We start from the raw sequence: 14,802 nt of genomic DNA, 5'->3' as shown, positions 1-14,802 counted from the left end.
CATGGATTTTTCAGTTGTTATTGAATACTTTCCGCGCCTACTCAGCGGTACTTGGATCACCCTACAGTTAGTCGTGTTGTCCGTCGTGTTAGGGGGCATAGTCGCTTTACCCATCGCCTTGGCACGCGTGTCGAAGAATCGCTGGATCAACTCATTGCCGTTTGCCTATATTTTCTTCTTCCGTGGCACACCCCTGTTGGTACAGATATTCTTGGTGTACTACGGCGCCTCTCAATTTGAGGTGGTACGAGAAAGTATGTTCTGGCCCATCTTGCGAGAGCCTTACTGGTGTGCGGTGATTGCCTTCACCTTGAACACCTCAGCTTATACCGCAGAGATTTTCCGAGGTGCGATTCAAGCCATTCCACGGGGGGAAGTGGAAGCCTGTATGGTGGTGGGGATGACCAAAGCGCAGATGTATCGTCGCATACTATTGCCCCGTGCGTTTGGTATTGTGTTACCAGCCTATGGTAATGAAATTATCCTGATGCTTAAGGGTAGTGCTCTTGCAAGTACCATTACCCTGTTGGATCTGACCGGCATGGCGCGTACTATCATTGCCCGGACTTATACACCCATTGAAATATTTCTGGCTGCGGGTGCGATTTATCTCGCGATCAGTATTGTGGTGATTTATCTGTTCAAGCTAATTGAACAGCGTCAAAACCGCTACTTGGGAACCTTATCTATCAAGGTGCCGGATAAAGGTTAATTCTTGGTGGAAAAATGGTGACATAAAAATGCCGCCTGCTGCTGAACCAGCGAGGCGGCATTTTTGTATCTAGTCGAAGGTGTTACAGGGCATCAGCACCCGTTTCGCCGGTACGAATACGGATAACCTGTTCCAATGCAGAAACGAAGATTTTGCCGTCGCCGATCTTGCCGGTATTCGCGCTGTTTTGAATGGCTTCGATAGCGCCATCCACTTGGTTATCGTCTACAGCCAGTTCCAATTTTACCTTTGGCAAAAAGTCCACTACGTACTCGGCGCCGCGGTACAACTCAGTGTGACCACGTTGACGGCCAAACCCTTTTACTTCAGTAACTGTGATACCGTTGATGCCAATTTCAGAAAGGGCTTCACGAACTTCATCCAACTTAAATGGCTTGATAATCGCTGTAACTAACTTCATTTACGTTCTCCAAGTAAAAAAACGATCTGCGCTTACGTTACCATTGTATGACCTTAGTCGCCACTATCAGAACTCAAATGGCTGCTAAAACAGAATGAAATGGCGTCGGTTAAGTCATTGATAGTGCAAAGCGCTACAACAAAAAGCCGAGCTAGGTGCTCGGCTTTTGCGGTTTTGGATGGGTTTAACGATCTAGAGTTTCTAGGTCGTTTAACGCGTCCAAATCGTCGAACTGCTCTTCATGATAAGGGCGGCTTAGTTCGTGTACCGCATCAATCAGATATTTAGGATGTTCTGGATCGACGAATTGGTGAATGCCGTGTCCCAAGTTGAATACGTGCCCCGAACCTTGACCAAAACCAGCTAGCACAGCAGCGACCTCACGCTCGATCACTTCTTTGCCAGCATAGAGTACGCATGGATCTAGGTTGCCCTGTAGGGCGACTCGGTCACCGATGCGAGCACGGGCTTCTGCTATATCCGTGGTCCAATCAAGGCCAACGGCGTCCGTACCTGTGGCAGCGATATTTTCTAGCCACTGTCCGCCATTTTTGGTGAATAGGATCACTGGAATTTTGCGACCTTCGTGTTCACGAATCAAACCGTCCAAAATCTGCTTCATGTACATCAAAGAGAACTGCTGGTACATAGGGCCGCTCAACACGCCACCCCAAGTGTCGAAAATCTGTACTGCCTGAGCGCCGGCTTTAATTTGGCCGTTGAGGTAGTCAGTCACAGAAATAGCAAGCTTATGTAGTAGTGCGTGCAGGGTTTCAGGCTCCCGATACATCATGCCTTTGATGTGGCGGAAGTCTTTGCTAGAGCCGCCTTCCACCATGTAAGTGGCCAGCGTCCATGGGCTGCCAGAAAATCCAATTAGCGGCACGCGACCATTCAAAGCGTGACGGATCGTAGTAACCGCTTTCATGACGTAATCAAGATCCGTCACGGAAGCGATTGGTAAAGCGTCTACATCGGCCTTAGTGCGTACGGCGTGTTTGAATTTTGGGCCTTCCCCAGTTTCAAAGTATAGGCCAAGTCCCATGGCATCGGGTACGGTGAGAATGTCAGAGAACAGAATCGCCGCATCCAATTCATAACGATCTAGCGGTTGCAAAGTCACTTCACAGGCGAAGGCATCGTTTTTACATAGGCTCAAAAAATCCCCAGCGCTCGCACGGCTAGCACGGTACTCAGGTAGGTAGCGACCAGCTTGGCGCATCATCCATACCGGTGTCATATCCACAGGTTGCTTTAGCAGCGCACGTAAAAAACGATCATTCTTCAATTCAGGAAACATTCAGTGACTCCGCATCTCGTAAATTCAGCTTGGCATTGTACTCAACTTGATGAAAAAAACAGACGAATAACCAGAATTTATGACTCGGGTTAAGAAAACCATCAAGTTTTGCCCATTTCTAGGGTTGGGATAGGGCATTAATCCCCTAAATAGCGCTTCAGGCTATAGATTTGCACCCGTTGGACGGCGTTCTCGATTTCCCCTTGGGCTTTTAAATCCGACAGGATAGCGGGTAGCGTACGTACCACCTGTTGCACCGACATGCCGTTTTTCAAGCGCGGGGAGTAGAGCATTTTCAGTAGCAGATAATCCAAGGGTGACAGGTAAGCATCGACACTGACATCGTTAAAGATCGATGGGTAGACCTGATCTGAGTCGTTAGGTAGCCCTAATAATTGGGTAATTTCTTCCACAATACAGTCCAAAAACTTGGCCTTCTGGCGGGCGTAATCCACCGGGATAATGATTACACCACGGGTAATTTCTGAACGTTGGTTTAAGGCAAAGTTACCAAGACAAATGGCCTCGTCTAAGGCCTTACGAATCCGCTCTGGATCGCCAATATACTGACGTACCTTATTTTCCATTTGATTGTAATTGGTGAAAATCACAAACAAATTGCTGTTTTTGGCGTCTGTACTGAAGTCAATCGGCACCCCAGTAATGTGGGAAAGGTGCTGGGCATGAACACTCAGTAGTTCTTTTTGTAATTGTGAGTCTCCGGCATCGCTTTGGAAAAACAGTCGAATCGGCTGCCGCCAGCGCACCAGTTTTGGGTTACTGGTTTCTTTATATTCCCGTTGTAGGGCAATGCGAATAAAACTATCGGCGATGTATTGTGGATCTTGCCAGTGAGCTTTGTCAGCACCTTGGCTAATGCAGCTAAATAGAAGTAGGACAGCGCTAAACCAAACTTTCACAGGCAACAGTTTCCAAATAGTGGTGCAACGCCGCCATGGCGTCAGGGACAAATGGCAAGCCCTTCGGATTATGGAGAATTTCCTTAATTGACATCTCATGTACCGAAGCGACCTCGCTAGGTTGCAAAGTAAGCTCACCATGCTGTCTTGGGCAGTAGTAGCAGCTAAATACCTTACCCCAAATACGGTAGCCCTCACCTTCGGTAAAGAATAGTCCATGGTCATTCAGGGGTAACGCAACGCCAATTTCTTCCTCTAATTCTCGCTCGGCACAGTATTCATAGCTCTCTCCGGCGGCAACCACGCCCCCAGTAGTCACCCCATAATAACCGGGGCAAAAGGCTTTATTATCGGTGCGCTTTTGTACCAGCAGATGCTGTTCGCCAAGAAATACGAGAATGAAAGACACTCGATGGATATCGACTCCAAAGCGCATAGCGCTGCGTTCAACTTCGCCGATGACTTGGTTTTGTTCGTTCACCAAGGTGATGATTTCGTCGCAGCTGGCCATTGCAATCTCTCAGAGTAAAAAGTCATTTTAACGGGTGTTCACGGAACATGAAAACCTAACACAGCAAAAACCAGAGAATTACTTAAAAACGACCGATACTTTTGCAATGATTACGTCTGTTTTTTAAAGCATCACGCCTTACAATATCTTGCTTTAAACTAGACCTTCCCTAACCGATTCTGTTCCCCATGATGAAAGCACCCGATTTCGATTTTCTTCGTTATACCTTAGAACAACCTGATCAAATTTCCCCGAGCACTTTTTTGTTCCCGAGTGGTCGCGCTCACTTGGAGCAAGTTGGCGTGTTACGCTTGGAGCCGCGTCATCCTAAACCGGTGAATTTGGTGCTGTCTGTGGGCATTCACGGAAACGAAACCGCGCCCATTGAGCTGGTGAATAGACTGGTTAAAGATATTCTCAGCGGTGCCATAACCTTGGGCGTAAGGCTGCTGGTTATCATTGGTCATCCCCATGCCATTATTCGTGGGGAGCGTTTTGTGGATGTGAACTTGAATCGTTTGTTCGATGGAGCTTACGACAGGTACGAAGGTATGGAAGTAGACCGAGCTCAAGTGCTGACGGAACAACTGACCGCTTTTTATGATGCCGAGCCGAGTTTTGAGAACTTCCATTACGATTTGCATACGGCGATTCGCGGTTCCCGTTTTGAGCGCTTCGCGGTACATCCTTATGTGGGCGAAGCCCAGTATCAAGTGCGTCAATTTGGTTTTCTGGCGGCAGCGGGAATTGAAGCGGTGCTGTTGTCACACCAACCCTCCACAACCTTTTCTTACCACAGTTACAAGCATCACAATGCTCACGCCTTTACCCTAGAATTGGGTAAAGTGCGTCCGTTTGGGGAAAATAACTTAAAGCGGCTGCAGAAAATGGACACCTGCCTGCGCACCCTAGTAACTGCTGGTGGTTTGCTGCAAGCAAGGCAAGAACAGTTGCACATTTTTTCTGTGGTGAAGGTGTTGGTAAAAGATGCCGACGACTATCAGCTACATATTGCTTCTGACGAGAAAAACTTCACCGGCTTTAAGCAGGGCTTCGTCTTGGCGTCGTCTAGTGCAGGGGAGTATGCCATCGAGCAAGACGGCGACGCCATTGTCTTCCCAAATACCAATTTGCCTATCGGTCAAAGAGCTGGAATGGTGGTGCGCAAAGCGAACTGGCAGCAGCTTAATAAAGCGTGGTAACGCCGTAAGGTTTCAAGAATCTGTCGTACAGGGGCTTGAGACCTTCTTATAAAAGCAGTATTGTTACGTTATAACATGTTTTTTTTATGGCAGGAATTTTTATGCGTCGACTACTTCTTTCGGCATGTGGTGTAGCTCCCATGCTGGCGTTTGCTCAACCTACCGTGGTGACTTCTATTCACCCCGTCTCAATGATCGTCAGCGCTGTTGGCGGCGACAATGTTCGTATTGAACAACTCGTGAATAACAATGCTTCTCCCCATGATTTTGCCTTGCGCCCATCGGATATTCGTAATCTGGGTAAGGCGGATTTAGTGGTTTGGACTGGTGAAGCATTGGAAAACTTTATGTTGAAACCCCTTTCAAACCTTAGCAATGTGCACCAGTTGGAGTGGATGGAGTTACCGGGCGTCGCCCTGCAAGAGTTCGGTGATGACCACGACCATGATCATGGAGATCACGATCATGGAGATCACGATCATAAAGAGCATCACGATGGTCACGATCATGAAGAACACCACGATGGTCATGATCATGAAGAACACCGCGATGGTCATGATCATGAAGAACACCATGACGGTCATGATCATGAAGAGCACCGTGATGAGCACGATCATGAGGAACACCACGATGAACATGGACATGAAGAACATGGGGAAGCAGACGGACATGAAGGGCACGACCACACCGGCACTGACCCGCATATCTGGTTGGATCCGTTTAATGCCCAAGTGTTAGCCCAAGCGGTTGCCCAAGAGCTTAGTGAAATCGACCCAGCCAACGCTGGTGAGTACCAAGAAAATCTTCGCGTTTTCCTAGATAATCTTGCGCAAACGGAAGCGGATATTCGTGCCGATTTTACCGACGTGAAAGACGTGCCTTACGTTGTCTTCCACGATGCTTATGGCTACTTTGAAGGTCACTATGGCCTGAATAATGCCGGTGCCATCACCGTTAGCCCTGAGCGTAAGCCCGGTGCCCAAACCGTGGCGAAAATTCGCGAACAAATCCACGAACATCAGGTGCAGTGCGTGTTCAGTGAACCCCAGTTCAAACCTGCTATTGTCGAAACCTTAATTGAAGGGACGGATGTGCGTACCGCTGTACTTGACCCATTGGGAAGCAATATTGCAGTTGGTCCCAATAGCTACAACGAGTTTATTCGCGCATTAGCGGGGCAGTTTACCGGCTGTCTACGTTAATACCTGTTGAGATATCAAGCTCCTGTTTGTTTTGCGCCTACCATGCAGTTCGCTGGTAGGCGTTCTTTTCTCTGGTCTGTATAATGCCTGCCAAGATCAATAAAGGATTGGCAATTATGACCGCAAGCGACACGTCATTACCCGCACGTTTACAAGCCAGTGCCAAGCGCACTTTGGCGACTCAAGCCCAAGCACTGGCCAACCTCGCGGAGCGCATCAATGGGGACTTTTCCCGTGCCGTCGAACTAATCCTAGCGAGTAAAGGCCGCACCATCGTTTGTGGTATGGGCAAGTCTGGAATCGTTGGTAAGAAAATTGCGGCAACCCTGGCCTCTACTGGCACTCCGTCATTTTTTGTTCACCCCGGCGAAGCCTTCCACGGCGATTTAGGCATGATTCAACCGGAAGATGTGCTGATTTTGATTAGTTACTCTGGTGAAACCGAAGAAGTGATTCGTCTACTGCCTTCTCTTAAAAGCTTTGGTAATACTTGCATCGCCATCGTCGGCAATGATCAATCTACGCTGGCCCAGCATTGCCATTGTGTGCTCGATATTGCCGTAGATCGGGAAGTGTGTCCCAATAATCTTGCCCCCACCACCTCGACTACCATGACCATTGCCATGGGTGACGCTCTAGCCGTTGCTCTAATGGAAGAAAGAAACTTCCAGCCCCATGATTTTGCACGTTTCCACCCGGGTGGTAGTCTTGGTCGCAAGCTATTAACCCGTGTGCGAGACATAATGCACAAGGATAACCTGCCGGTGTGTGCGCCAACCGCGTCCCTACATGAAGCCATCGGTGTCATGACCCAAGGTCGCATGGGGGTGGTATTGGTGCAAGATCAAAGCAAACTGCTGGGTATTTTTACCGACGGTGACTTGCGCCGCGCCATGCTCAAGGATGCGGCCGGTATGATGAGTAAAACCATGGCTGAGCTGATGACGGCTAACCCGAAAACTATCCATCAGGATGTGATGATCGTAGAAGCGGAAGAACGTATGCTACGGGATAAAATAACCCTACTGGTTGCGGTGGATGATGCCCATCACGTGGTCGGCATTTTAGAAATCTACGACCGTTAACCTGAATTGAACCCATAGGATCAAACATGGCTGAAACCAGCAAAGTAATCAAAATTGGTGCGAATATCGAAGTCGCAAACCACCTACCATTTGTATTGTTCAGTGGTATGAACGTGCTTGAGTCCCGGGACCTTGCCATGCAGGTAGCGGAAGAACACGTCAAAGTGACCGAGAAACTTGGCATTCCTTATGTTTTTAAGGGCTCATTTGATAAAGCAAACCGGTCTTCTATTAACTCATTCCGTGGCCCCGGTATGGAAGAGGGCTTGAAAATCCTGCAAGAGATCAAGGACACCTTTGGCGTTCCTGTGATCACAGATGTTCACGAAGTTTACCAATGCCAACCCGTAGCCGAAGTCGCTGATGTGATTCAGCTACCCGCATTTCTATCCCGTCAGACGGATCTCGTGGCGGCGATGGCGGCAACCGGTGCTGTGATCAATATCAAAAAAGCCCAGTTCCTTGCCCCCCATGAAATGAAACACATCCTGAATAAATGTCAGGAAGCGGGCAATGACAAACTGATGCTGTGTGAACGTGGCTCCATGTTCGGCTACAACAACCTAGTGGTTGATATGCTGGGCTTTGGCGAAATGAAAAAATTCGACTACCCAGTAATGTTTGATGTGACCCACTCCCTACAGCGCCCCGGCGGTCGTGAAGATTCTGCCGATGGTCGTCGCGCCCAAGTAACCGAACTGGCGCGCGCTGGGATGTCTTTAGCGCTTTCGAGTATGTTTCTAGAAACTCATCCAGACCCAAATAATGCCAAGTGCGATGGCCCCTGCGCACTACCATTAGCCAAACTGGAACCTTTCCTTAAGCAGATCAAACAGCTTGATGATTTGGTGAAAACCTTCGACACCTTGGATACCAGTGCCTAATGGATGCGGAATACTTAAAACACTACCACTCCTTGGTTAACGGCCATCTATTAATGAAAAAATTGCCGTTTCTGAAACTGGTCATTTTTGATGTGGATGGGGTGTTAACCGACGGCGGTTTGCTTTACACCGGTGAAGGGGAAACCATCAAGCGTTTTAATGTCAAAGATGGCGTGGCTATGAAACTGCTCCCCAAATGGGGCATCGAAGTTGCCGTTATTACTGCGAAAGATTCTGCCCCAGTGCGCAAGCGGGTGGCCGAGCTGGGTATTGCCAATGCCTATTTTGGGTGTAGCAATAAAGGGACTGCTTTCGACGAATTGATGGCGAAATTGGATCTCGAGCCGGAACAAGTCGCCTACGTGGGGGACGATGTGATCGACCTACAAGTGATGCCGAAAGTGGGTATTTCGATTTGCCCAGCCGACGCCCATGTATTGCTGCAACGCCATTGTGATATTGTGCTGACTCGTAGTGGCGGCCAAGGTGTGGCCCGAGAAGTCGCCGATCTCGTGCTCGCTACGCGTATGAAGTTGGAAGCCGCTTACGAATTGGCGAAGCGCCCAGAATTTGAATTACCCACCAAGGGATAAACGGATGACAGATTTACCTGAATTTCACATCGTTGTACCGGCCCGGTATGCCTCTTCGCGCTTTCCACAAAAGCTTTTGGCAGATTTAAATGGCAAACCTGTGGTGCAGTGGGTATATGAGTTAGCTCTCACGGCGGGGGCGCAATCTGTCACCATCGCCACCGATCATCAGGCTATCTATGATGCCGCCAAAGGATTTGGCGCGACTGTGGTGATGACTCGAGATGACCATGAAAATGGCACCGAACGTTTGGCGGAAGTGGCTGCTAGCAAGGGCTGGTTTGGTGATGAGATTATCGTCAATGTACAAGGTGATGAGCCTTTGCTGCCCATCGAACTGATTCATCAAGCGGTTGCCGCGCTAGCGTCAGATCCAGATGCTCAGATGTCTACCTTGGCTTGCCCGATTCAACGTTCAGTAGATATTTTTAATCCCAATGTGGTGAAAGTGGTGCGAGACGAAAAAGGTCGAGCCCTCTATTTTAGCCGGGCAACCATTCCTTGGGATCGTGACGGCTTCGCCAATGGCGCGCAAACTATCGCGGCCGATTACCCAGCCTATCGACACATTGGCCTTTATGTATACCGGGCACAATTGCTCGCTCGTTATGCTTCTATGCCCATGTCCCCACTAGAAAAATGGGAAAAGCTGGAGCAATTACGCTTTTTGCATCAAGGGGTGCCCGTACAAGTAGGTATCGCCGCAGGTATGCCGCCCCACGGCGTAGATACCCCAGAAGACCTAGACGCTCTACGTCGTCATTTAGGTGCTTAAACCTATGGAGAAACGGAATTCATGAGAAAAACCGCCCTTGTCCTCTGGTCACTTTGGTTTGCCTTGGTGTTTGCTGTTGGGGCTTTGGTCTCCGCTCCCCTTAACTGGTGGCTGCCATCTATCCAGCCCCAGTTGCCACCGCAAGTCCGCTTGCTAGAGCTGGATGGCCGTCTGTGGCAAGGGCAAGCTAAACTTATCCTGCCCAATTTAAGCGGTGCTGTAGTAGTGCAATGGCGTGCAGAAAGCCTGCTACAGCCACTAAAATGGGAACTGTATCACGACAAATTTCAAGCTTTTGGCGCGCTACAAGCTCACACCGACAGTGCGAAGCTATGGATAGACAAGGCACGCATCGATGCTGACACCTTTGACGGCGTGACCCGAAGCCAAGGGATTTCGCTCAGCGGACAACCTATAATAATCGAGCGTTTTTATCTGGATTGGCCATGGACAGAAAATGCCCCTAGCGCCTTGCGCGGCTTTGGGCAATGGCAGCAAGGGGAAGTGCGTTACCCGATGGGGCGGGTTCAGAAACAAGCCCAATTTTCAGGTTGGCAGATTCAAGCCCGACTAACGGAACAGCGTCCCCAATTCGTTTTGCTGAGTGCCACCGGAGATTTGCTTGCCGGTGCGAAATGGCTCGCGTCGCAAGAGTTGGAAATCACCGTAATGCCGGACATGGTTGAGGCGGTAGGGCAAAATTGGCGCGGTTCGCGGGAATATCCCGCCTTTATGATGGTTCAGCCATTGGGGTTCTAGTTATGGATCAGTCAGTTCAAATTAATGCAGGGAGTCGCCACCAATGAGTCAATTCGTGACTGGCATCGTCGGTAGCGCCAAAAGTCTGCTGGTCTTTTCTGCGGTCACCTCGGTGGCTTGGTTGTCCTCCATTATGGTGATGACAGCGGTTACTGACGTGCAACAAACGGCTCCAATCATCCCTGTGAACTCGGTCCAGACAGTCAGTACGGCCACACCAGAAATAGCACCGAGTCTATTTGGCCAGGCGCCTACGGTCGCGAGTAAACCCACTGAGCCGGTAAAAGAAACCACATTGAAGTTAGAGTTGCGTGGGGTGTTTCCTGCATCTGACCCAACGCAGGGTATGGCAGTCATTGCCGAAGCGCGCCAGGATGAAAAGCTTTATCGAGCAGGAGACGACGTGGTGCGCGGTGTAACCCTGCTAGAAGTCTACAAGGATCATGTGGTGCTGAAGCGTGGCGAGCGCAACGAAACCCTGTTCTTTGAGCGTAACCAAGTGCAAACATTGGTCTCTAGCGATGACGCCCTAGAAAATTTACCGCAAGCAGCGCCCGTTAGTGCAACCACCGCTGCAGTATTACCTGGCAGCGCTCGGGCTACCTATCAGCAGTTATCTGGGGAGCAAGAATCCCGCCGCAATAATAACGGGCCTTCCCATCCACTAATCGATGACATTAACCAACTCAGCGTTGGACAGATGATCGATAAATATGAACAGCGATTTCAACAAGACCCACAAAACCTATTGGCAACTACGGGGCTAGAAGCCACTGGCAGCTCCTACAAAGTGACCCCCGGTAGCCCCTTAACACGCATTGGCTTGCGTGTGGGGGATGAAATTCTTTCCGTCAACGGGCAAACTGTTGGTAACATTCAGCAGGATATGAGTTTGGCTGATTTGATGCGCTCCCAAGGGGTAGCGCGGATCGAGATGCGTCGTGGAGAGCGGCGCTTTTATGTGAACTACCCCATACGATAACCACAGGGATTAGCGATGCAATTGGCGCAACTTTGGAAACACTGTAAACGAACCCTCATTCTGGGCTGTTTAATACCCACATTGGCTTGGGCGCAGACTTGGCAAGTGAACTTGCAGCAAGCGGATATTGGTATCTTTATCCAGCAAGTTGCCGAGATGACTGGGAAAAGCTTTATCGTCGATCCTCGGGTAAAGGGGAAGGTAACCGTTATCTCCAATGCCGACTTAAACGAAGATGCGGTATTTCGGTTATTTCTGTCGGTGCTGACGGTCCATGGCTATGCTGCGATCGAATCCCCCGAAGGCATTAAAATTTTACCGCAAAACGTGGCCAAGCAAGGCGGTTTGGCCTACGACAAAGATGGCTTAAGCGCCGGTGAACTGCTGGTCACCAGGGTGATTGCCATCAAAAACGCGGTGGCGTCTGAACTGGTTCCCATCTTGCGCCCCCTCATTCCCCAATACGGACACTTGGCATCGGTCAATGAAGTAAACGCCCTCATTATTAGCGATCACGCTGCCAATATTCGCGAACTAGAATCCCTAATCGAGCGTTTGGACAACACGGTGGAGGGTAAAATTCAAGTGATCAGCCTAGAACACGCTTGGGCTGGGGATATTCTGGACCTGATCAATGAACTGGTTGGTGCCGGTGCCGCTAAAGGCAACGGTGCCGCTAGTACCACCAAAATTATCGCCGATGAGCGTACCAATCGCCTTGTGGTGAAAGGCAAAGAAGCGGAACTCGCGCAAATACAGGCCCTAGTTAAACAACTCGACCAACCAGCCCGTAAATCCAGCCGTTTAAAAGTGCTACCACTACGCTACGCTGATGCGGTGAAAACCGCTGAATTAGTTAATGGTCTGGTTGGCAAAGGCAATGAAGAGGGCACTTCGCGCCCCACCAATACCTTTGTGCAAGCGGATGAAAGTATGAACGCTATCGTGGTAAGTGCCGAGCCTAATACTATGGCGGAGATTCAATCCATCTTACAAGAGTTGGATATTCCCCGGGCCCAAGTATTGGTAGAAGCGGTTATCGTAGAAGTAAAAATGGAAGGCTCCGAGTCGTTGGGCTTCCAATGGCTCTTTGGTGACACCTCAGGATCGGATACCCCAGTAGTAGGCACCAACTTCTCCGCCGCTGGTAGCAGCATTAACGATATCGCTGCCGGAGTGGCTACCGGTACACCGGCTCTAAGTAATGGTCTGACCCTAGGGGTAGCCAGTTTTAATGACAATGGGGATTTAAATCTAGCGGGAATCTTGCAGGCGATTCAAAGTAACTCCAACGCCAACCTACTTTCTACTCCGAAAGTGCTCACCATGGATAACCAAAAAGCCAAAATCCTCGTAGGGGAAACCCGTCCGTTCCAAACTGGCGGCTACGCGGACAGCAGTAGCAATGCCTTTGTCACCACCAAACGGGAAGATGTGGGTCTGACCCTAGAGGTGACCCCCCATATTAATGCCGGTGACGAAGTACGTATGGAAGTACTACAAATAGTGGAAGCGGCCTCTCCAGAAGCCAGCTCCTTAGGCACCATCACCACCAAACGGGAAATCGAAACCACGGTTATTGCCGCCAACCAAAGCACCGTGGTGCTGGGTGGGTTGATCGAAGACAACATTGTTGAGATCCAGCAAAAAGTACCACTACTTGGGGATATCCCACTGCTTGGTGCCCTGTTCCGTAGCACTTCCTACGATAACCAAAAGAAAAACCTATTAGTCTTTATCCGCCCGACCATCATCCGTAGCCAACTTGATGCGGATCGCGTCACCGCAGATAAATTCAGCGCTTTCCGTAGCTTAGAGCTCACCCAGCCGCTGGGTAGTGCCCGTCCAGATAGCCTAGAAAGCCGCTTCTTAACTCCCCAGACTCAACCCTAGATGACAGTGCCATAGCAAAGCCCTTTGCTATGGCACTGATTGCGACAAAACCAGATTTACTTGCAAAATATCTGAAAAATGTCAGCAAGTTGTCATGCTTTTCCCTTTAAACTTTCCCATCTATAGATTATTGTAAAAATAACGCACAACTTCTGATGCATTGTGTAAACTTAATTGGCAATGTGTCGATAACGATAAAACGTTGGCATCGCCCACGTAAGCTTTTCTATCAAGAGGTTTCAGCATGAAAAAATTGCTATTAGTTGCAGGGAGCATCGCGTGCGGCGCCAGCTATGCGGCTTCCCCTGTGTTCCAACCCATTGGCTCCAGCTTCACCCTAGGCACCAGCGCCAACGTCCGCGCTTTGTCTACCTCCCTTAACAACCCAGCAGCACCTTTCCTAATGGTGAATACCGAAGAAGGCGACCGCTTCCGCTTTGGCATCTTTGGGCCAGGTGGATTTGGTTATGAGTTTGGGCAGGTGGATTCGCTAGTTGATAAGATCGATCAGCTTAATGACAAAATTGACAATGAGCTTGACAACGTAAACGACCCATCCGGTGCAGATGCGTTAAAAGACGAGCTTAACGATATTATCGCTAGTCTAGGAGAGAACGCTAACGGTAAGCTTATGACATCAGGGCAATTGCCTATGATGCCACTAATTTTCAAACACCCAACTTATGGTGCCTTTACCCTTGATGCTTCTTTATCAGCCTTGGGGCAAGGTCGATTCTTGGATGATGATGTAGATCTAGTACTTGCCAATGGTGAATATAAAGTTGATACCAACTCAGCAGTTTATGTCAAAAATGGTATGGATTTGTCATTTGGCTTCGGTTATTCCAAAGATGTATGGGCAAATTCTTATGGTATGTTAATTGCCGGCGCTAAAGTCAACGTTCACGCAATTACTTTAGGTAAAGCCCTGTTCGCTTTCTCTGGAGCAGATAAAGATGATTCTGATGACGTATTTTCAGATGCTCTTTCTGACAACCAAACTACCACGACCTCCGCGGCACTTGATCTAGGTGCTATCTGGACGGCTAATAACTATCAAGTTGGCTTTACTGCAGCAAATTTGAACGAGCCAGAATTTGACTACGGCTCTCTTGATCAGACTTGTACTGGGCTTACTGGCGCGAAGTACAACAACTGCCTCGTAACCCGTGAGCTTGCTGGTCAAGGTCGTATCGCATTACAGGAAACCCATGTACTAGAACGTCAATTCACCGCTGATGCAGCCGTTTACCTAGATAACCGTCAGTGGACGCTTGCTGGCAGCTACGACTTTATGGCTGTTTCGGATTTTGTTGGCGATCAATATCAATGGGCAGTAGCATCTGCTTCATATTATGGCGAAAACGCTTGGATACCAGGCTTCCGGGTGGGTTACCGCAAAAACCTAGCTGGCTCTGAATTAAGTTACCTTACTATGGGTGCTACCTTATTTAAACGCTTGAACCTAGATATGGCCTACGGATTAGAATCAGTAGACATTGACGGCAGCAGTGCGCCACGTAGTTTATTCTTGTCAGCCGGTATCGAATCTGCATTTTAAGG

Annotated in this window: 15 protein-coding genes; 11 read left to right on the top strand and 4 right to left on the bottom strand. The window is 49.2% G+C overall.

Features of this window, described 5'->3' with window-relative positions; translation table 11 throughout:
- Window position 1 precedes the first annotated feature (1 nt).
- Window positions 2–712: an ABC transporter permease gene (locus tag FJM67_RS10750; RefSeq protein WP_140589180.1), complete on the top strand. Its 711-nt coding sequence runs from the start codon at window positions 2–4 to the stop codon at window positions 710–712.
- An 82-nt stretch (window positions 713–794) separates the two neighbouring features.
- Here FJM67_RS10750 and glnK read toward each other — a convergent pair whose 3' ends face one another.
- The 4 genes from glnK to FJM67_RS10730 form a co-directional block, all read right to left on the bottom strand.
- Window positions 795–1,133, bottom strand: coding sequence for a P-II family nitrogen regulator (gene glnK, locus FJM67_RS10745; RefSeq protein ID WP_140589178.1), 339 nt, complete (start codon window positions 1,131–1,133; stop codon window positions 795–797).
- 184 nt (window positions 1,134–1,317) lie between these two features.
- Window positions 1,318–2,433, bottom strand: coding sequence for a uroporphyrinogen decarboxylase (gene hemE, locus FJM67_RS10740; protein WP_140589176.1), 1,116 nt, complete (start codon window positions 2,431–2,433; stop codon window positions 1,318–1,320).
- 137 nt (window positions 2,434–2,570) lie between these two features.
- The gene (locus FJM67_RS10735) at window positions 2,571–3,353 is read right to left on the bottom strand and encodes a DUF2927 domain-containing protein (RefSeq protein WP_235890037.1); all 783 of its coding nucleotides are present in this window, start codon (window positions 3,351–3,353) and stop codon (window positions 2,571–2,573) included.
- Window positions 3,337–3,864: an NUDIX hydrolase gene (locus FJM67_RS10730; protein WP_140589172.1), complete on the bottom strand. Its 528-nt coding sequence runs from the start codon at window positions 3,862–3,864 to the stop codon at window positions 3,337–3,339. The genes FJM67_RS10735 and FJM67_RS10730 overlap by 17 nt, the downstream gene beginning before the upstream one ends.
- 188 nt (window positions 3,865–4,052) lie before the next feature.
- Between FJM67_RS10730 and astE the strand changes: the two genes are divergently transcribed.
- The 10 genes from astE to FJM67_RS10680 all read left to right on the top strand — a co-directional run bounded on the left by astE (window position 4,053) and on the right by FJM67_RS10680 (window position 14,800).
- The gene (astE, locus tag FJM67_RS10725) at window positions 4,053–5,066 is read left to right on the top strand and encodes a succinylglutamate desuccinylase (RefSeq protein ID WP_235890036.1); all 1,014 of its coding nucleotides are present in this window, start codon (window positions 4,053–4,055) and stop codon (window positions 5,064–5,066) included.
- Between the two features lie 101 nt (window positions 5,067–5,167).
- On the top strand, window positions 5,168–6,268 hold the full coding sequence (gene znuA, locus FJM67_RS10720) for a zinc ABC transporter substrate-binding protein ZnuA (protein ID WP_140589170.1): 1,101 nt from the start codon (window positions 5,168–5,170) through the stop codon (window positions 6,266–6,268).
- A 116-nt stretch (window positions 6,269–6,384) separates the two neighbouring features.
- Complete coding sequence (locus FJM67_RS10715; RefSeq protein WP_140589168.1) at window positions 6,385–7,353, top strand: KpsF/GutQ family sugar-phosphate isomerase; 969 nt, start codon at window positions 6,385–6,387, stop codon at window positions 7,351–7,353.
- Window positions 7,354–7,379: 26 nt separating this feature from the next.
- Complete coding sequence (kdsA, locus tag FJM67_RS10710; RefSeq protein WP_140589166.1) at window positions 7,380–8,237, top strand: 3-deoxy-8-phosphooctulonate synthase; 858 nt, start codon at window positions 7,380–7,382, stop codon at window positions 8,235–8,237.
- Window positions 8,237–8,830 (top strand): KdsC family phosphatase, encoded by a 594-nt coding sequence (locus FJM67_RS10705; RefSeq protein ID WP_140589161.1) that lies wholly within the window; start codon window positions 8,237–8,239, stop codon window positions 8,828–8,830. The genes kdsA and FJM67_RS10705 overlap by 1 nt, the downstream gene beginning before the upstream one ends.
- A gap of 4 nt (window positions 8,831–8,834) precedes the next feature.
- A complete protein-coding gene (gene kdsB, locus FJM67_RS10700; protein ID WP_140589160.1) occupies window positions 8,835–9,605 on the top strand; it encodes a 3-deoxy-manno-octulosonate cytidylyltransferase in 771 nt (256 codons plus the stop codon).
- A gap of 21 nt (window positions 9,606–9,626) precedes the next feature.
- Entirely contained in the window at window positions 9,627–10,364 is a 738-nt protein-coding gene (locus FJM67_RS10695; RefSeq protein WP_140589158.1) for a hypothetical protein, read from the top strand.
- Between the two features lie 43 nt (window positions 10,365–10,407).
- Window positions 10,408–11,346 (top strand): type II secretion system protein N, encoded by a 939-nt coding sequence (locus tag FJM67_RS10690; RefSeq protein ID WP_140589156.1) that lies wholly within the window; start codon window positions 10,408–10,410, stop codon window positions 11,344–11,346.
- Window positions 11,347–11,361: 15 nt separating this feature from the next.
- A complete protein-coding gene (gene gspD, locus FJM67_RS10685; protein ID WP_140589154.1) occupies window positions 11,362–13,239 on the top strand; it encodes a type II secretion system secretin GspD in 1,878 nt (625 codons plus the stop codon).
- 244 nt (window positions 13,240–13,483) lie between these two features.
- Window positions 13,484–14,800 (top strand): conjugal transfer protein TraF, encoded by a 1,317-nt coding sequence (locus tag FJM67_RS10680; RefSeq protein ID WP_140589153.1) that lies wholly within the window; start codon window positions 13,484–13,486, stop codon window positions 14,798–14,800.
- Window positions 14,801–14,802 lie beyond the last annotated feature (2 nt).

The sequence above is a fragment of the Maribrevibacterium harenarium genome (genome assembly GCF_006385675.1).
Taxonomy (GTDB): Bacteria; Pseudomonadota; Gammaproteobacteria; order Pseudomonadales; family Marinomonadaceae; genus Marinomonas; species Marinomonas harenarium.
The sequence above is the reverse complement of the archived record's forward strand: the minus strand, read 5'-3'. Positions and strand labels throughout refer to the sequence as shown.